The organism is Pseudarthrobacter sp. NPDC059871 (assembly GCF_042731175.1).
Classification (GTDB): Bacteria; Actinomycetota; Actinomycetes; order Actinomycetales; family Micrococcaceae; genus Arthrobacter.
Genome location: NZ_JBHWJV010000003.1, coordinates 195,302 through 213,528, shown reverse-complemented (window position 1 = coordinate 213,528; position 18,227 = coordinate 195,302). Strand labels below are relative to the sequence as shown.

Genomic DNA, 18,227 nt, shown 5'->3' with positions numbered 1-18,227 from the left:
GTCAAGCATTTCCACCCGGCCCCAGCAAATGGCCCGTGGAAGTCAGGGCATCCGGACCAGCAGCTCGGAGAATCATGAACCGCACCGCCAGTATCAAGGACGTTGCCAACCACGCCAGCGTTGCCGTGGGCACCGTCTCCAACGTGCTGAATTACCCGGACAGGGTTTCCCAGCGCACCAAGGAACGCGTCCTGAAGGCCATCGACGAGCTGGGGTTTGTCCGCAACGACGCGGCCCGCCAGCTCCGGGCCGGCCACAGCCGCACCGTGGGGCTGATTGTCCTGGATGTGGGCAACCCGTTCTTCACATCGGTGGTGCGGGCGGCTGAGGATGCCGCCAGCGTCCACGGCAGCGCGGTGCTGCTGGGCGACAGCGGGCACGACGCCGGCCGCGAGGCCAACTACATTGATCTTTTCCAGGAGCAGCGGGTCCAGGGCCTCCTGATTTCCCCCGTTGGCGATGTCACCGAGCGGCTGGACCTCCTCCGCGAGCGCGGCGTGCCCACGGTCCTGGTGGACCGCCTGGCGGACGAGTCCAGGTTCAGTTCGGTTTCGGTGGATGACGACGCCGGCGGGTACCTGGCCGCGCGCCATCTGCTGGACACCGGCCGCCGCCGGCTTGCGTTCGTAGGCGGCCCCACCTCCATCCGGCAGGTATCGGACCGCCTGCAGGGAGCGCAGCGCGCGGTCAAGGAGGAGCCCGACGCAACGCTGGAAGTGCTGGCGTCGGAGGGGATGACCGTCCTGGCCGGCCGCAGCGTGGGGAACATGCTGGTGGAACGCAGGCCGGAGGAGCTGCCGGACGGCATCTTCTGCGCCAACGACCTCCTGGCCCTCGGCGTCATGCAGTCCCTCACCATGACCCATACCTTCCGCATCCCGGAGGACGTGGCGCTGATTGGGTATGACGACATCGACTTTGCCGTCTCGGCAGTGGTTCCGTTGTCCTCCATCAGGCAGCCCACGGAGGCCCTGGGCCGCACCGCCATCGAGCTCCTCACCGAGGAAGTGGAGTCGCAGAACGCCACGCACCGCGCGGTGGTGTTCACGCCGGAGCTCGTGGTCCGGCAGAGCACCGGCAAAGCGTAGGACGCGTCAGCGCAGCTTCTCCACCACCAGGTTCCTGTAGGCGGCCCGCAACGGGGCCATCTGCCGGAACCCGATGCGGCCGCCGCCGAGGACCTTGCCCGAGGAGTCTGTCCACTCGAACAGGGTCAACCCGTTGATGGCAAAGGACACCAGCGGACCGTCCTTCACCACTTCCAGGCGGTAATAGTCCACTGCGTCTTCCGTGGGCGGCAGCGGGTCAGCGCCCTGCGCCACCAGTTCGAATCCTGCACTCTTGCGGAGGTTGCACGTCCGGAAGGCCCGCTCTGATTCGTACTTGTGCCGGAAATACGAGACGTGCAGGGCATCGATGTCCCCCGAATGGTACTGCGGATAGAACCCGGTCCGCGGGGACAGGTCCGGGCTGAAGAGGTCCAGCCCGCCCTGGCCGGCGGCTGCAAAGAACAGCATGGCCAGGCCCGGTTCTTCGAGCGGCCGGAACTCCCAGCTGATGCGGATTCCGTCCGGAAACTCCTCCGGGCACCAGAACGTCCAGTGCGCATGATCGCCGAATTCGGCGTCGTCCAGTGCACCGGACAATTCCAGCGCCCCCGTGTGGGTGCCAAGGTTCAACGGCCCTTCGGCCACCCAGTCCGCGACGTCCGCCGGGCCGCCCAGCGCATTGCTGTACAGCACCCCGGTGCTCCGCGTGGCGGTGCCCACTCAGGCGCGTCCCGCCGTCGTACCTGCAAGGGCCGGGGCGGCGAGCCCCAGTTCCGCAAGCCCGGCTGCCACGTGCTCCGCCACCGTTGCGGCACCTTCCTGGGAGAAGTGCGTGTTGTCCGCCAGCCCGTCCGGCCAATAGGCATGCTCCCCCGGCGCGAAGTGGCAGAACAGTGCCACGGATTCCTCCCGGCCCAGACGGACGTAAAGCTCCCGCGTCCAGGCGTTGAGGTCGATCACCGGGACGCCGAGCTCCAGCCCCAGTTCCCGTACCACCTCGGGGTAGTCCTCCAGGCTTTCCTCCAGCACGTCGCCCATGCCGGCGGACGAAGACGGCGCGTCCCGGAAGTGCCTCCGTTCAACTGAGGTGCACAGCACCGGAGCCGCGCCCAGGGCACGCACCTCCCCCACCATGGTGCGGAGGTTGGCCGCGTAGCCGGTGCGCGCTGCCAGGTGCTGCTTCTTCTGGTCGTTGTGGCCGAACTGGATGAGGACCAGGTCGCCCTCGCCGGCCCCTCCCAGCAGCGCCGTCCACAGCCCTTCCTCGCGGAAGGACTCGGTACTGGCCCCTCCCTTGGCGAAGTTGTGGACCGCTGCCCGCCGGTAGACGTGCGGGGCCAGCTGCGCGCCCCACCCGCTCATGGGGTACTCGTGCGTGGGACAGTTGGCGACGGTGGAATCACCGGCGAGCAGGATCTTCATGGTCAACTTTTCTGTGAGTGGCGGTTTCTAGCCCTTGACGGAGCCGATGAGCATGCCCTTGGCGAAGTGCTTCTGCAGGAAGGGGTAGAAAATCAGGATGGGCAGGGTGGCCACCACGATCACGGCGAACTTGATGCCCTGTTCCGGCGGAATGTAGTTGGGGTCCACGTTGCCGGTTCCCAGCAGGTCCGAGGCCGCGGTGACCTGGCGCAGGTACATCTGCAGGGTCCACTTGGAGTTGTCGCTGAGGTAGAGCAGGGGCGACATGAAGTCGTTCCAGATTCCCACCGCGTAGAACAGGGCGAATGTGGCCAGGACGGGCTTGGACAGCGGCAGCAGGATCCTCCAAAGGATGCCGATCTCCGTGGCGCCGTCCATCTTGGCGGATTCCTCCAGCTCCGCGGGGAGCTCCTGGAAGAAGTTCTTGATGATGATCAGGCTGAACGGGTTGATCGCCGCCGGCAGGATCAGGGCCCAGTAGGAGTTGAGCAGGCCAAGGTCCTTGACCAGGAGGAAGGTGGGGATCATGCCGCCGGAGAACACCATGGCGAAAACCACCAGGGACAGGATGAGCTTGCGTCCCCGGAGGGTCTTCTTGGCCAGCGGGTAGGCCATGGTCACCGTGAACGCCAGCTGCACCAGTGTGCCGACTGCGGTGACCAGGATGGTGGTGATGAGCGCCCTGGTGAAGGCCGGCGTCGAGAAGATGTACTCGTAGGAGCCCAGGCTGAACTGCTCGGGCCAGACGAAGAACGCCCGCCGGGTGATTTCCGCTTCGGTGGCGAATGAGCCGGCGAAGACGTAGACGAACGGCAGCAGGGTGACGATGCCCACCAGGGACAGGAAGACGTAGTTGGCGGCGTCGAACACCCGGCCGCCGGTGGTGTTGTGGATCTTCATTAGAACAGTCCGCTCTGGTTGAACCGCTTGGCCAGCCAGTTGGTGCCGAAGATCAGCACCAGGCCCACCAGGGATTTGAACAGGCCCACCGCGGTGGAATAGGAGTAGGCGCCCTGGGTGATGCCCACGAAGTACACGTAAGTGTCGAAGACATCCGCGACGTCCCGGTTCAGGGCGTTGGTCATCAGGTAGATCTGTTCGAATCCGGTGTTGAGCATCTGTCCGATCGCCAGGATCAGCATCACGATGATGGTGGACCGGATCCCGGGCAGGGTGATGTGCCAGACCCGCCGGAACCGTCCGGCGCCGTCGATGATCGCTGCCTCGTACTGGTCCTGGTCCACCGTGGACAGGGCGGCGAGGAAGATGATGGTTCCCCAGCCAGTGTTCTTCCAGATCTCCTGCAGCACGATCAACGGCCGGAACCAGGCGGGATCGGACAGGAAGTCGATGTTGGTGCCCATCAGGTTGTTCAGGAACTGGAACATCGGGCCGATGTCCAGCGCGAACAGCAGGAAGCTCAGCGACGCCACGATGGTCCAGGACAGGAAGTGCGGGATGTACACCAGGGTCTGGACCGTGCGCTTGAGGATGGAGAGGCGGACCTCGTTCAGCAGCAGGGCCAGCACGATGGTCAGCGGGAACGCGATGCCCAGGTTCAGGAACGCCAGGATCAGCGTGTTGCCCAGCAGGCGCGGGAAATCCGGGTTGGAGAAGAAGTCCTCGAAGTGCTGGGTGCCCACCCACCGGCTGCCGTTGACGCCGAGGAACGGGACGTAGTCCTTGAAGGCGATGGACACGCCGTACATGGGGCCGTAGCGGAACACTGCGAAGTACAGCACGCCCGGCAACAGCAGCAGGTACAGCCACTTGTAGTGCGCGAAGTGGACGGAGAACTTGGCGTTCTTCCGCTCCCGGGCGGGCGGCCTGCTGGCCGTCCGCCCTGAGGCCTCAGCCTCGACGACGGGGGCTGCCATTTACTTGTTGTCCTGCCAAAGCTTGTTGATCTCTTCCTTGACCTTGTTGCCGCCGCTGGTGTCCCAGAGCTTGATGGCGTCCTTCAGCCCCTGCTCATCGAGCTGTCCGGCGAGGTACTTGATCCGGGCGTCGGCCACGATGTTGTCCAGCTGCGCACCCTTGGCCACGTAGGTGGCTGAGACGTACGGGGCGGCAGGGTTGTAGACGGCGCTCTTGAGGTCCTCGGCCATGACTTCGGTGCGCTTGTCGAAGACCTGCTGCTCGTAGTCGCTGGCCTGCTTGACCGGGTAGAAGTTGTTGCCGGCCACGTTCATGCCCAGCTGTGCGTAGCTCTTGATGTCGGTGCTGACTGCCTTGCCCTCGGGGGTTTCAGGCTTGATGGTGGCGGCCTTGCCGTCCTCCACCGTGAAGTTGACGCCTTCGATGCCGTTGTTCAGGAGGGTGGCCACCTCCTTGCCGTTCAGGGTGTTCAGGACCTCAAGGACCTTGTCCAGCTCGGCCTCGGTGCGGACGCTGGACTTAGGGACGGCCAGGAAGCCGGAGTAGCCGTCGGTGGGGTGGGCGTGGAGTTCGCCGTCGGGGCCTTCGAGGTTGCCCACGAAGCCCACCTTGTTCTGGAAGTTGTTGGGATCGGCCTGCTTGAAGAGGTTGACCAGGACGCTGACGCGGGAATCGACGTCCACAATGATGCCGCCCTTGCCGTTGAAGAACGGCTCGTTCCACTTGGTGCCGTCGAACGTGGCGAAGTCCGGGTTGATGAGCTTCTCGTCCACCATCTTCTTTACGAACCGGTTGGCCTCAAGGAACTCGTCCGTCTCGAAGCTGGGGATCAGCTTCCCGTCCTTCTCGGTCCACCGGTTGCCGGCGCCGTACCATTCCTCGATCAGGTCGTACGGGCTGTTGGTGCCCAGGGCGCCCCACTTGGGGATGGTGATGCCCCACGTGTCATTCTGGCCGTTGCCGTCCGGGTCCTGCTCGGTGAATGCCTTGGCTACCTTGTAGAGGTCCTCGGTGGTCTTGGGCGGCTGGAGTCCCAGCTTGTCCAGCCAGTCCTGGCGGAACATCACTGCAGCGCGCATGGGCGCACGGCCACGGTAGACGCCGTAGACCTTGCCGTTGATGCTGGCGTTTTCCTGGATGTCGGGGAACGTGGTCTTCAGGTTCGGGTACTTGTCGAGCTTGTCCGTGAGGTCCCAGAAGGCGCCCGCTTCGGCGTTTTTGACGAAGCCGGGGGTCTTGCCCTGGATGACCATGATCTGCGGGATATCGGAGCCTGCCAGCGTGATGTTGGTCTTGTCCTCGTATGAGGAGTTGGGCGTCCAGTTGATGTTGATGTCCTTGCCGGTGAGTTCTTCCAGCTTCTTCTGGACGGCGCCGTCCGCGCTGGGCGGCTGGGCCTCGAGGAACGGGGCCATGATGGACACGCTGGTAAGGTCCGCGGCAGGTTCATTGCCGCCGCCGCTGCAGGCGGTGAGGGATATGGCGGAGATGGTGACGACGGCGGCCGCCAGGGTGAGTTTCCTACGGATCATGGCTTTTCCTTTTCCACTTCTTCGGGGTTTCGTTGGTCGTTCAGACGAGGTTGATACGTTTCATTCAGGACGTGCAGGCAGGGCGGTGCGGGGTGGGGCTGGTCAGTGGACGGAGCTCCGGCGGACCCACCGAAGCGAGGGTCGGGCCTGGCGACGCGCCGCCAGTCAGCCGGTGGTTAGCCGGTCAAGCCGTGGAGACGGCGACGGGCACGGCGCCGGAAGCGGCCGGTTCGGCGTCGGCGGCAACCGACTCGTCATTGGCGGTGAAGAACCGGTCGCAGAGCCAGCCCGTGGTGTAGAGCCACGCACCGATGCTGAAGAACGGAATGAGCCCGGGGACGGTGGTGCTGGCATACACCACGGCCGCCGAGACGAACAGGAGGATGACCGTCCCGGCGAGGTGCCGCATGGCAAAGCGGGACGAGAGCATCAGGTACTGCCCCAGGGGCAGTTCGTAGCGGGCAAACATCGGGAACACGTAGCAGGCCGCACCCGCCAGGAAGATGGCCGCCACGAAAATTCCGGCCGCCATCAGCTGCGAGAAGAGGTCCCGCCCGCCGGAGAAGAAGTTCCAGTTCATGGCCAGCGCCACTGCCACTGCCAGCAGCGGCAAGGCAAGGATATTGGCGCGGCCGAAGTTCCGGAAATACTCCGCCGCGAACCCGCGCAGCAGTGGAGCCGCTTCCCCCCGGGCGCGTTTGCGCACCAGGATCTGCGCCGCAGCAGTGGCAGGTCCGATCCCGGCAACGCCCAGTCCGAGCAGGGTGAACGCCAGCCACAACAGATTAAGGCAGGCGATCCACAGAAGGGTGTCAAAGAACGAATAGGCCCGAGCGGCGAAGGTTCCGGACAGCATGGCACTTCCCTTCCGTTTCTCCATCGTTGCAGAGGCGAAGGCGCGAGTGGTCCGCGTCACGCCGGTAATCGGTTTCTCGAAAATCTAGACCCAAGCACAGTGCGCGGTCAAGCCATTTTTTGAATCGTTACATAGCTGGACTCTGCTCCTGAAGGTGGCGCACACTAATGGTTGGAAAGCGCTTGCTGCATTACGCCGGCGCGCCTGTAAGCGTGCCCTCGAGGGCAGAATGGAGAACCATGGGAACGTCCGCTGGCACCCATATTTCCGATGTTTCCGCCGATAACATTTCCGCCGGTAGCGCTTCTACCGGTGAGGCGGCGGAACCGGCAGGACTCCGGTCCGGCCCGCAGGGCTCCGGCCCGGCAGCCCGGATCGCGCTGGTAGGAGTGCACGGCTTCGGCACCCACCACCTCCGGAACCTCGGGCGCCTGCAGGCGGCCGTCGCCGTCGAACTGGCGGCCGTCGCGGACCCGCAGCCACCGGCACCCGGCTCCGTGCCGCCGTCGGCCGCGGTCTACGCGGGGCTGGAGGACCTGCTGGCCGCAACGGCCAACCTGGACGTCGTCATTGTGGCAACCCCCATCCAGACGCACGCTCCCCTGGCGCTTGCCGCACTGGCCACCGATGCCGAGCTTTACCTGGAGAAGCCGCCGGTGGCCTCGTTGGAAGACTTCAACCGGCTGTGCGACGCAGCCGCAGCGTCCGGGCACGGCGTCCAGATCGGTTTCCAGAGCCTGGGCTCGCATGCGCTGACGGCCATCGCGGACCTCCTGGCCGCCGGCACCATCGGAAACCTGGAAGGCATCTCCGCCACCGGACGCTGGGTCCGGGACAGGGCCTATTACAAGCGGTCGCGCTGGGCAGGCAAGCGCAGCATCAACGGCGTGGACGTGGTGGACGGCGTGGCAACCAACCCGCTCGCGCACGCAGTGGCAACGGCGCTGCGGATCGCCGGGGCCCGCACCGTCGCTGATGTCGCGTCCGTGGAAACCGAGCTGTACCGGGCCAACGACATCGAGTCGGATGACACCTCCGTGATCCGCATCCGCACCACGGCCGGGCTGCCCATCACCTGCGCCCTGACCATCTGCGCCACCGAATCCGTTGAGCCGTACGTGACCCTCCACGGCTCCGCCGGCACTGCGGCCTTCCACTACACCGAGGACCGGCTGGTGGTGGAAACAGCCTCCGGCAAGACCGAGCAAACCTACGGCCGGGACGACCTCACGGAGAACCTGCTCGAGCACCGCGACGCGGGCACCCCGTTGCTAAGCTCCCTCCTGGACAGCGGGGCGTTCATGCTGGTGCTCGAGGCAGTCCGGACCGCGCCGCTGCCCGCGCCGATCGATCCCGCCTACGTGCAGTGGGAGGGCGAGGGCGAATCCGCCCACGCCGTGGTGGCCAACATCGAGGACGCGCTGGAGCGTGCCGGGCGCGCGCATGCAACGTTCAGCGAGCTGGGACTCCCCTGGGCCACGTCCGCACCGGTCTCCTTCCCGGTTCCTTCCGCCTGATGAACCCGTCAGGCGGCACAGCCCCCACTGCAGCGGACCCAACACAGGAAGCTGCCGGGGCCCTGCTCGCCACCGGCCTCCTGACCGACGGCCTGGCCGAGTGCCTCACGGCGTCCGGCCGGCCAACCTTCAGCTGGCAGCCGGCACAGCCGGACGGCGCCGACCCCTCCCGGGCCAGCCAGACGACGTACGAAGTCTCCGTGCAGGACGCCGGCAGCCGGGAGATATGGAGCTCCGGGGACGTGCCCTCAGCTTCGCAGCGCGGTACGTATGGCGGCCCCGTGCTCGACGACGACGCGGACTATGCCTGGCGAGTGCGCCTTCGCGACGCGGCCGGCGTCCTGGGTGCGTGGTCTGCCTGGCGCACGTTCGGCACCGGGCTTTCGGACTCCGCCTGGGAAGCCGACTGGATCAGGCGCGCACCGGGCGGCCGCGCACCGCTGGAGATCCTGGACAACGCCCTCCGGGTGGCGGGATCCCCCGGGCTGCCCCTGCCGTGCCCTCCGGTCCGCGGCTTCCGGCTGGAGGCAAGGGTGCGGCCCGTGATGGGCTGGGCCGGCCTGATCCTCCGCAGCACCGGTCCGGGAACGGGGCTGCTGCTCGAACTCAACACGGCCGGCGAACTGCTGCTGCGGCAGGTGCCGCAGTGGGATATTCCCGCCGCCTCCGCCCCGGACACTCCTGTCCTGGCCAACGCCCGCGCAGACCGCACCCACACCGTCCGGCAGGAACGCCTTCCCGGCAAGGACCTGGTTCCGGGGACGTGGCAGGACCTCACCGTTACCGATGACGGGCACACCATCCGCGCCTCCCTGGACGGCGAAGAACTGTTGGTGTTCCAAGAGCCCCTCCCGGCCGGTACTTCCGGCAGGATTTTCCTCCACCAGGGGCCGCGGAGCCAGGCCGAGTACGCGTGCCTCCGGGTTTCGGAGGCGGGCACTGAGGCGGGCACCGGCTCCGTCCTGTTGGACCACCGGTTCGATGCCGGAGAACACCACGCAGGCGCTGCCCTGGCGCACTGGCCCCGCACCACCGCTCACCGCCAGCCGGACGAATGGACACTGTTCCGCACCTCGGTCCGGCTCAGTGGCACCGTCCGGCGGGCACGGCTCTACGCCGCCGCCCAGCACCATGCCCAGCTGTCCCTCGCCGGCTCACCCTGCCTCACCACCACATCCTTCGGCTATCCCGGTGAGGGCTATTACGATGCCGCGGACGTGACGGGACTGCTGGCATCCCGGCAGTCCGGCGCTGACGGGCAGGAGGGTGCGGACATTCCGCTGGCGGCCCTGCTGCACTGGTACGGCCCGGGACAGGGACGGGCCGCAGGCCTACCCGGCCTGCTGGTCCGGCTCAGCGTTGACTATGCGGACGGCCGCCGCGACGTGTTCGGTTCGGGTCCGGGCTGGCGCGCCGCCGAGGGCCCGTACGGCCAGGCCGGGTACCGGAACGACGAAGGCGACCCCGTTGAGCACCTGGACGGGCATGCTGCCGCCGCACTGGCCGCCATGCCCCTGCAAGACCTGCCGCCCGCCGTCGGCTGCGGGAGCCACCCAACCCCGGAAAGCCCCGCGCTGCATCCGCGCCGAACTTCCATGTCGGAGGAATTCGTTGCGCCCCGCGCGTTCCTGACGGCCGATGACGGCACTCTGGTGGCGGACTTCGGCCAGGTGCTTCCCGGCCGGCCCGAGGTGGATTTCCTCGACGGCGTGGCCGGCCGCACCGTCATGATCCGGGCCGGCTACAACCTTCGGGGCGACGGCCGGGTGGACACCGGCAAGACGCCCACCCAGAACACCGACATGTCCTTCCCGTACACCCAGGCCGCCGGGCCGCAGCAGTACAGGGCCACCGTGCACCTTGGTTTCCGCTACCTGGAGCTTCCCGGTGTGGACGCCGCGGACGTGTCCCGGCTCGGCGCCGTCGTGGTTCACGGCAGGCACCCCGGCGAAGGCAGCTTCAGCAGCTCGGACCCCACTCTGGACGCTGTGTTCGGACTCCTTCGCGACTCGGCGCTGTACGGCGTGCAGGAGCAGTTCGTGGACACCCCCACCCGGGAAAAGGGCCAGTTCCTGGCGGACGCCGTGAACATCTCCTATGCCACCATGTCTCTTTTCGGCGAGCACGCCTACACGGCGCAGGCGCTGCGGGAGTTCGGCTGGTCGGCGGCCAGGTACTGGACCGCGGGCGAGGACAAGGGCCGGTACAACGCGGTCTACCCCAACGGTGACGGCAAGCGGGACATCCCGGATTTCTCGCTGATGCTGCCGGAGTGGGCGGAGGAATACCACCACCGCACCGGCCACTTCGCCCTGATCCGTGAGCTGCTGCCGCACCTGTGCGATACGGCCGACTACGCGCTGCGGTACATTCCGGCGGAAGGCCCGACGGCGGGACTGGTCACCAGGCTGGGCGGCGGCTCCGGCCCCTACCTGCACGGCATCGTGGACTGGCCGGCGCCGGGGCGTTTCGGTTACGACATGGAATGCGCCGCGAAGACCACCGTCAACGTCCAGGCCTACTCTGCACTGTTGTCCACCGCCCGGCTCTGCGGCTTGGCGGGCGAGCACGAAACCGCCGCCCGCTATGCCGAGGCTGGCCGCACGCTGGCGGCGGCCATCCGTGCCCGGCTGCGGGTGGACGGCGTGATGGTGGACGGGCTCCACGGCGACGGCTCCCCCAGCGCCCATGCTTCCCAGCACGCGGCATCGTTCCCGCTGTCCCTGGGCATCACGGACGCCGAGCGGGCTGAAGCCGACGCCCGGCGGATTGCGGACATGGGGATGCGGCAGGGTCCCCTGACGGTCCACCGGCTGGTGCGGGCGCTGCTGGCACAGGGCCGGACTGACGCGGTCCTGGACCTTCTGACCTCACGCGACCAGCCCGGCTGGGCGCAGCTCCTGGATCGGGGCGCCACCTTCACCTGGGAGGCCTGGGACCTGGAGCCCGGCACCGATTACAGCCAATCCCACGCCTGGTCCGCCTCAGTGGTCAAGGAAATCCTCGAGCACCTGCTGGGCATCCGCTTCCAGTCCCCCGGTGGCGGCGAACTGCTCATCGAGCCGCCGCTGTGCCGGCTGGAGCACGCCCGCGGCAGCGTCCCGGTGGCCAACGGCTACGCGGAGGCCAGCTGGCGCCGCAGGGACGGCCGGGTGGAGCTGGAATGCACGGTCCCCGCGGGCGTCACAGCGGTTGTCCGTTTGCCCGCCGGCACTTACGGAATTAAGGGACCGACGCCGGATGCCGCCGTCGTGCGTTCCCTCCCGGACGGCGCGAACACCGCCGCGACCCGCGACTTCCGCGTGCACACCGGCACCTGGAGCTTCGCACCGCAGTCCTAGCCGAATCCCGCTGGTTGAGCCCCGCCGAAACGGGGCTCAACCCCCGTCAGAGCAGCGCGCTCTTCGCTTCGTCCAGGGCCTTCTTCGCGGCCTCCTGGGGCGACAGCCTGTTGAAGTGCACTTCCAGGGAGTAGCGGGTCAAGGCTTCCACCGCGGCACTGCCTCCGGCCGGCGGAACCGGAACGGCGCCGCCCAGTTCGCTGGAGATCTCGTCGATGAACTTTGCTGTTTTGGCGTCGGCCGGGGTCAGCTTGGACACCACGGCCGCACGGATATCCGAGTTTGCGGGAATGCCGCGGTCTGCCAGCCCGATCTCGCCGGCCTTGGCGTTGTTGGTCACGAAGTCAATGAACTTCTGCGCCTCGGCCGGGTGCTTGGTCCGTGAGCTGGCGGACCAGAACATGGACGACTTATAGAACTGCTGTGCATCCGCTGCCTTGCCGTCCACGCTCGGCGGACGGCGGATTTCCAGGTCCTGCCCTGAGGCCTTGCTGAGGGCGCCCAGCTGGTTTGACCAGTACATGTTCATGGCGAACTTGCCCGTGGAAAGCCCCTGCTGGTCAATCGAGGCGGTGGCGTCTTCGGTGATGACCGATGCCGGCGGGACCGCTTTGGAGTCCCGCATCTTGGCCTGGTATTCGTACCATTCGGCCAGGTCCGACTCATCGAATCCGAGCTTGCCGTCGCCGGTGAACAGTGATTTTCCGTGCTGCCGGAACCACAGGTTGGCCGCGGCGTCGGAATTGACCTGGCCGGTGCCGTACACCTTTCCGCCACTGGCCTGGGTGATCGCGGCAGCCGTGCTGTCCAGCTGATCCCAGGTCCAGGTCTTGTCATCGGGAAGGGCCACGCCGCTGGCCGACACCAGTGCCGGGTTCGCCATCACCACCATGGCATTGACGCCACTGGTCACGGCGTACTGCTTGCCCTCCACCTTGCCGGAATCAGCCACAGGCTGGTCAAACTTGGAAAGGTCAACGTCCTTAAGCTCCAGCAGTGCGCCGCGCCCGGAGTACTCGCCGAGGTATGCGGCGTCCATCTGGATGATGTCCGGGGCATCCTGCGATGCCACCTGGGTGGCCAGCTTGTCCCAGTAGCCGCTCCAGTCGCCGTATTCCCCCTTGACCTTGATGTTGGGGTTCTCGGCTTCGAAGGCCTCGATCAGTTTTTCGGTCATTTTGTGCCGGGTGTCCGAGCCCCACCAGCTGAAGCGCAGGGTCACCGGGCCGTCCGAAGCCTGCGGCGAGCCTCCGCAGCCTGTCAGCGTCAGCGCGAGGACGGCCGCGACGGCAGCAGCTTTGGGCAGCAGGGGCTTTCGGGCGCGAAACATCATCGTTTGTCCTTTGGCGTCGGGATGCTGGTGGCCGATAGAAACCGGTTTCCCACAGCGTAGGTGTGATCCAGCGCACGCGTCAAGGACTGTTCAGGAGTCCGTCAACGCGGCTTCCCGGGCCTTCCCAGCCCGGCCGTGGCGCCACAGCAGGAAGCCGATGGCAGCTGCGGACAGCATCCCCAATCCACCCGTGACCACCAGCCCGGTGCGGACGCCAAACTGTTCGGTGAGCCACCCGGCCAGCAGGCCACCCAGGGCGTGCCCGCCCAGCAACAGCGGCAGGTACAGGGCCATCACCCGGCCGCGGATGGCGGGGCCGGCTTCGAGCTGGACGGCCGTGGCGGCACTCGTCAGGAACAGCAGTGTCATGAGTCCCACCACCACCAACATGGCGATGAACAGGGGAAGCGTGGGCATGAGGGCTGCCACCAGTTGGGACAGTCCGAACAGGCCGGCCGCGGCCACAATTCCGCGGCGGCCCATGTTCCGGAGCCGGGCCGCGAGCAGGGCACCGGCAAGCGCGCCCACGGCACTGACGGTGTTGAAGAGGCCGAAGCCTTCCACGCCGTTGTGCCACACCCGCTCCGCGAAGGCTGCAAGGACCACGGGCCCGTTCATGCCGAAGGCGCCCAGCAGGCCCGCCAGCAGGATGAGGAGCAACAGCCGGGGCCGCTCCCGCACATACGCGAAACCGGCCAGCAGCTGTCCGCGGCCCCGGGCGGGGGGAATACTGGGGAACAGTTCGGCGGTACGGATGGCGGCGATCAGGCCGAGGACCAGCACGCCAATGGCGGCGTTGGCGGCGAAGGCCGCTGCGGGGCCGGCCTGCGCGATCAGCACCCCGCTGAGGGCGGGCCCGGCCATGGCGCCAAGCTGGCTGAGGGCGTTGTTGAGGCCGATAGCTGGACGCAGGGCCGCGTCACCCACCACTTCGTTGACGAACACCTGGCGGGCGGGGCCGTCGATGGCGGAGGTAATGCCCAGGGCGACGCAACTCGCATACACGGCCCACACTGTGATGGTTCCGCTGGCAACCCACGCGGCAAGGCCCAGAGCAAGGACCACGATTACGGACTGGCACACCATCATGATCCGGCGCTTGGGGTACAGGTCCACCACCAGCCCGGACAGCGGCCCGACAATGAGCATGGGTAGAAACTGGAGGGCGACGGCGACGCCTACGGCCGCGGGACTGCCGGTCAGCTGCAGGACCATCCAGTCCTGCGCTAGGCGCTGCATCCAGACGCCTACGCTGCCCGCTACCTGCATGCCCAGGAAGAGCCTGTAGTTGTGTCGGGCCAGCGGCTGGTACCACCGGGGTTGGCTGTCGTGGGAAAGATGGACGGACTGCTCGGAATTCGGGCGGTCGGAAGGCACGTCTGACTCAACTCGGTTGTGGGGCGGAAGGTGTGGTGGTGCGGTTGAGCCGGTGGCGTGGATCAGGCGTGGCGGGCGGAGCGGATTTTGACGGCCGCCGAGGCGAGGATCAGGGTGCCCGGCACCACCACGAAGAGCGCCACGAGCATCCAGACAAACACTGCGGCGCCGAACAGTGCGGCTGCGAGCAGGGCCGATCCGGACCAGTCCTTGACGGAGATGGCTTTGCCGGTTTCGAGCGCGGATGTCCACCGCTCCTTCGCCTGCGCGCGGTCACCCGGGAAATCGGACCAGGCCGCGGCAGTACGCAGCAGCAGGATGGCACCGCCGGCGGCCAGGACCAGGGTGGCAGGGAGCACCACTTCGCGGCCGGGCAGCTGGCCCACCCAGGCCAGCAGCAGGTTCAGGACAATGACGACGGCGGCTCCGGCCGTCAGCGCGCCAAGTTTCCAGCTGCCGGGCAGGGCAGCCCTGAAAGTCCCCCACAGGCCGCGGACGGAATCGTCGCGGCCGTCGAGGTGCCGCTCCAGGTGGGCGATCCCCGCCGCGTAGGCGGCGGGGATGGTCACCAATGGCACGGACAGCACCAGCACCAGCACCCCCGCCAGGAGGGTTTCCGAGAACAGGGCGAACCGGTTCACCGGGATGGGTTCGTGGTGGTTCGATGCTGGTGTGGTGCGGTCCATGATGCTCATTTCCGTCGTGCTCCCTTGTCCTGTTAGCCCTTGAGGCCCTGGGTGGAGACGCCTTCAACAATGTAGCGCTGGAAGATCAGGAAGAAGATCAGCACCGGGAGCAGGGCCAGGACGGACATCGCGATCATGGCGCCGTAGTCAGAGGACTGGGTCTGGTCCACGAAGAGGCGCAGCGCCAGGGGAAGCGGGTACTTCTCCGGGGTGTTCAGGTAGAGCAGCGGCCCTAGGAAGTCGTTCCAGCTCCAGATGAAGGAGAAGATCGAGGTGGAAATCATTGCAGGTTTCATCAGTGGCAGCATGATGGACCCGAAGATCCGCGCGTGTCCGGCGCCATCGATCCGTGCCGCCTCATCGAGTTCAGCGGGCAGGCCGCGCATGAACTGGACCATAAGGAACACAAAGAACGCGTCGGCGGCGAGGAACTTGCCGATCAGCAGCGGGATGTAGGTATCCACCAGGCCCAGCTGCTGGAAGATGATGTACTGCGGAATGATCACCACGTGGAAGGGCAGCAGCAAGGTGGCGATCATCATGCCGAAGAAGATCCCCCGGCCGGGGAAGTTGATCCGGGCGAACGCGTAGGCCGAGACGGACGCGGAGAGGACGGTACCCACCACCGCGCCGATCGCCAGGATCAGCGAGTTGGTGAAGAACTGGAGCGTCGAGACGCCGCCGATGCCTTCCATGGCGGTGGCGAAGTTATCAAAGCTGAAGTTCTCCGACCACAGCGAGGTGTTGGATCCGCCGATCTCCGAGTTTGGCTTGAACGACGAGGCGATCATCCACAGGCCCGGGTACAGCACGATCCCGGTCAGGACGAGGGCCACGATGTGGAAGAGGGTGCTCTTTGCCCGCTTCGCCGCCACGGACTCGGACTTTGGGTTGTACACCGGAGTTCCGGCGTCCGGGGCGGACTGGGTGGGGGTTGCCATGGTTGTCATTTCGAATCACCGCTGTAGTGGACCCAGGACTTGGACGTGCGGAAGAAGATCAGGGTGATGATGCCGACCACGATCACCAGCAGCCAGGCCATCGCCGAGGCGTAGCCCATCCGGAAATCGCTGAAGCCCCGCAGGTACAGGTAGAGGGTGTAGAAGAGGGTGGAACCGGCCGGGCCGCCGTCACCGTTGGAGATGATGTAGGCCGAGGCGAAGATCTGGAACGCGTGGATGGTTTCCATCAGCAGGTTGAAGAAGATCACCGGGGACAGCATGGGCCAGGTGATGTTGAAGAACTTCCGTACCGGCCCCGCGCCGTCCATGGACGCTGCCTCGTAGAGTTCGTTGGGGATCTGCTTGAGGCCGGCGAGGAAGATCACCATCGGTGCGCCGAACTGCCACACCGTGAGCAGGATAAACATCGGCATGGTCATGGACGGGTTGCCCACCCAGCCGCCGAGGTTGATGCCGAAGAAGGACAGGCCCTGGTCCACCGGACCGGAATCGCCGAACATCGCTTTCCACACGATCGCGATGGACACCGAGGCGCCGATCAGGGACGGGGCGTAGAACGCTGAGCGGTAGAAGCCCTGGCCGCGGCGCTTGCTGTTGAGCAGCATCGCTACCGCCAGTGCTGCGGCGAGCTTGAGCGGGGTACCGAAGACCACGTAGCTCACGGTTACGCCGACGGACTGCAGGAACCGTTCGTCCTGGAACAGGGTGGTGTAGTTTTCCAGGCCGATCCACTTGGGCGGCTCGAACAGGTTGTAGTTGGTGAAGGACAGGTAGAGCGAGGAGATCATCGGCCCAACGGTGAGGGCGATGAATCCCAGCAACCAGGGCAACAGGAAGGTGTAGCCGGCGCGGGCATCCACTCCCCGCCGCCGGGACTTGCGCGGCTGCGGGGAGGCGGTCTGCGTCGAACGCCTGCTCAGTGTTGGGCTTTGAGTCACGAGTTCAGTCCGTCAGTTGTGAAGCCTGGATCAGGCATTCTGCTTGATGAGGTCTTCGGCTTCCTTGAACCAGGCGTCGGCGGCACCATTGACGTCCACCTTGCCGTAGTTCAGTTCCGAGGCGATCCGGCCGAACGATGCTTCCAGGGTGCCGAAGCCGACGATGGGCGGCTCGGGTGCGTCCTTGAGGTACTGCTGGATGGACGTCTCGTAATCAACAACGAGCTTGTCCGTGCCTTCGAAGGTGGTGCCGTCGCGCTGGGTCTTCGACGCCGGAACACCGCGGGAGGTCTTGAAGATCTGGCCCACCTCGGGGTCGTTGACCATGAAGTCGATGAACCGGGCGGCTGCGTCCTTGAACTTGGTCTTGGCGCTGGCCACCATCAGCATGGAGGGCTTCAGGAACAGGCCCAGGTTGTCTGCGTCGTCCGAAGGGACCGGAACGAGCTTGAGTTCCTTCGCTCCACTGTCGCCGAGGTAGCCGGCCATGAAGTTGTCCCAGGTGACTTCGGAGGCAGTCGCGTTGGAGCCCATGGGCGACTTGGGCTTGAGCTGGGTCACCCGCTCTTCAGAGATGATGGCCGGCGTTCCGCGGAGGTCTGTGGTGAGGTTCCACCACTTCTTGAGGTCATCCTCGCTGAAGCCGAGCTTGCCTTCGGAGTTGAACGCCTCGATGTTGTTCTGACGGAGCCAGATGTTGAACATCCACCAGACACCGGTGTAATCGGTGGAGCCGAACAGTGCGCCGTTGCTCTTGCTGCCCACATCGGTGAGGAAGGTGTTGAATTCCTTGTAGGTCCAGCTGCCGTCAGGCTCGGCGATGCCCAGGGAAGCCAGCTTGGCGGGATCGTAGTAGACGGCGAAGGCGTTGGTGCTGGTGGGGATGCCGTAGGTCTTGCCTTTGATCTGGCCGGAGGGCAGCAGGGACTTTTCAAAGGCGTCGGTGTTGATCTTGACGGTGCCCAGGTCCAGGAGCTGGTTCCGCTGGCCGTAGTCCCGCAGGTAGGACAGGTCCCACTGCATGACGTCGGGCAGGCCGCCGCCGGCAGCCTCGGTGGCACGCTTCTGCCAGTAGCTGGGAAAGTCCGTGAAGTTGCCGTTGACCTTGATGTCCGGGTTCTTCGACTCGAAGAGGGCAATGGCCTTGCGGGTGCGCTCGGCGCGGTCGTCGTTGCCCCACCAGGTGTAGTTGATGGTAACGGGGTTGTCCGCCGAACCGGTTTGTCCTGAGGTGCTGGATCCGGTTCCGCAGGCCGCCAGGACGCCGGCAGATGCGGTGCCGACGGCTACGGTTGTAAGGAAATGCCTTCTGTTGATCACGGGAGCCTCCTTGCTC

Annotated in this window: 15 protein-coding genes; 3 read left to right on the top strand and 12 right to left on the bottom strand. The window is 66.2% G+C overall.

Annotated features, from left to right (window positions below; translation table 11 throughout):
• Nucleotides 1–74 precede the first annotated feature (74 nt).
• Nucleotides 75–1,088, top strand: a complete 1,014-nt coding sequence (locus tag ACFV4R_RS06070) for a LacI family DNA-binding transcriptional regulator (RefSeq protein ID WP_377201463.1) — start codon at nt 75–77, stop codon at nt 1,086–1,088.
• 6 nt (nt 1,089–1,094) lie between these two features.
• Here the strand turns inward: ACFV4R_RS06070 and ACFV4R_RS06065 are convergent, their stop codons facing one another.
• The 6 genes from ACFV4R_RS06065 to ACFV4R_RS06040 form a co-directional block, all read right to left on the bottom strand.
• The gene (locus tag ACFV4R_RS06065; protein WP_377201464.1) at nt 1,095–1,769 is read right to left on the bottom strand and encodes a DUF1961 family protein; all 675 of its coding nucleotides are present in this window, start codon (nt 1,767–1,769) and stop codon (nt 1,095–1,097) included.
• Nucleotides 1,770–2,471: a rhamnogalacturonan acetylesterase gene (locus tag ACFV4R_RS06060; protein WP_377201465.1), complete on the bottom strand. Its 702-nt coding sequence runs from the start codon at nt 2,469–2,471 to the stop codon at nt 1,770–1,772. It abuts the gene before it with no gap.
• A gap of 27 nt (nt 2,472–2,498) precedes the next feature.
• Nucleotides 2,499–3,371: a carbohydrate ABC transporter permease gene (locus ACFV4R_RS06055; protein ID WP_377201466.1), complete on the bottom strand. Its 873-nt coding sequence runs from the start codon at nt 3,369–3,371 to the stop codon at nt 2,499–2,501.
• Nucleotides 3,371–4,348: an ABC transporter permease gene (locus tag ACFV4R_RS06050; protein WP_377201467.1), complete on the bottom strand. Its 978-nt coding sequence runs from the start codon at nt 4,346–4,348 to the stop codon at nt 3,371–3,373. Before ACFV4R_RS06050 ends, ACFV4R_RS06055 begins: the two co-directional genes overlap by 1 nt.
• On the bottom strand, nt 4,349–5,881 hold the full coding sequence (locus tag ACFV4R_RS06045; protein WP_377201468.1) for an extracellular solute-binding protein: 1,533 nt from the start codon (nt 5,879–5,881) through the stop codon (nt 4,349–4,351).
• Between the two features lie 184 nt (nt 5,882–6,065).
• Nucleotides 6,066–6,737: a YesL family protein gene (locus ACFV4R_RS06040; protein ID WP_377201469.1), complete on the bottom strand. Its 672-nt coding sequence runs from the start codon at nt 6,735–6,737 to the stop codon at nt 6,066–6,068.
• Nucleotides 6,738–6,976: 239 nt separating this feature from the next.
• Between ACFV4R_RS06040 and ACFV4R_RS06035 the strand changes: the two genes are divergently transcribed.
• Together ACFV4R_RS06035 and ACFV4R_RS06030 are read left to right on the top strand one after the other, a co-directional pair.
• Nucleotides 6,977–8,254, top strand: coding sequence for a Gfo/Idh/MocA family protein (locus tag ACFV4R_RS06035; RefSeq protein WP_377201470.1), 1,278 nt, complete (start codon nt 6,977–6,979; stop codon nt 8,252–8,254).
• Nucleotides 8,254–11,595 carry a family 78 glycoside hydrolase catalytic domain gene (locus tag ACFV4R_RS06030; protein ID WP_377201471.1) on the top strand — a complete coding sequence of 1,114 codons (3,342 nt, stop codon included), beginning with the start codon at nt 8,254–8,256 and terminating at the stop codon, nt 11,593–11,595. The genes ACFV4R_RS06035 and ACFV4R_RS06030 overlap by 1 nt, the downstream gene beginning before the upstream one ends.
• Nucleotides 11,596–11,641: 46 nt before the next feature.
• Here ACFV4R_RS06030 and ACFV4R_RS06025 read toward each other — a convergent pair whose 3' ends face one another.
• The 6 genes from ACFV4R_RS06025 to ACFV4R_RS06000 all read right to left on the bottom strand — a co-directional run bounded on the left by ACFV4R_RS06025 (nt 11,642) and on the right by ACFV4R_RS06000 (nt 18,211).
• Nucleotides 11,642–12,928, bottom strand: coding sequence for an ABC transporter substrate-binding protein (locus tag ACFV4R_RS06025; RefSeq protein WP_377201472.1), 1,287 nt, complete (start codon nt 12,926–12,928; stop codon nt 11,642–11,644).
• Nucleotides 12,929–13,018: 90 nt separating this feature from the next.
• Nucleotides 13,019–14,305: an MFS transporter gene (locus ACFV4R_RS06020; protein WP_377201473.1), complete on the bottom strand. Its 1,287-nt coding sequence runs from the start codon at nt 14,303–14,305 to the stop codon at nt 13,019–13,021.
• A 62-nt stretch (nt 14,306–14,367) separates the two neighbouring features.
• On the bottom strand, nt 14,368–15,000 hold the full coding sequence (locus ACFV4R_RS06015; RefSeq protein ID WP_377201474.1) for a Poxvirus protein I5: 633 nt from the start codon (nt 14,998–15,000) through the stop codon (nt 14,368–14,370).
• Nucleotides 15,001–15,023: 23 nt separating this feature from the next.
• A complete protein-coding gene (locus tag ACFV4R_RS06010) occupies nt 15,024–15,941 on the bottom strand; it encodes a carbohydrate ABC transporter permease (protein WP_377201475.1) in 918 nt (305 codons plus the stop codon).
• Nucleotides 15,938–16,891 (bottom strand): carbohydrate ABC transporter permease, encoded by a 954-nt coding sequence (locus tag ACFV4R_RS06005; RefSeq protein WP_377201476.1) that lies wholly within the window; start codon nt 16,889–16,891, stop codon nt 15,938–15,940. Before ACFV4R_RS06005 ends, ACFV4R_RS06010 begins: the two co-directional genes overlap by 4 nt.
• Before the next feature lie 30 nt (nt 16,892–16,921).
• Nucleotides 16,922–18,211: an ABC transporter substrate-binding protein gene (locus ACFV4R_RS06000; protein ID WP_377201477.1), complete on the bottom strand. Its 1,290-nt coding sequence runs from the start codon at nt 18,209–18,211 to the stop codon at nt 16,922–16,924.
• Nucleotides 18,212–18,227 lie beyond the last annotated feature (16 nt).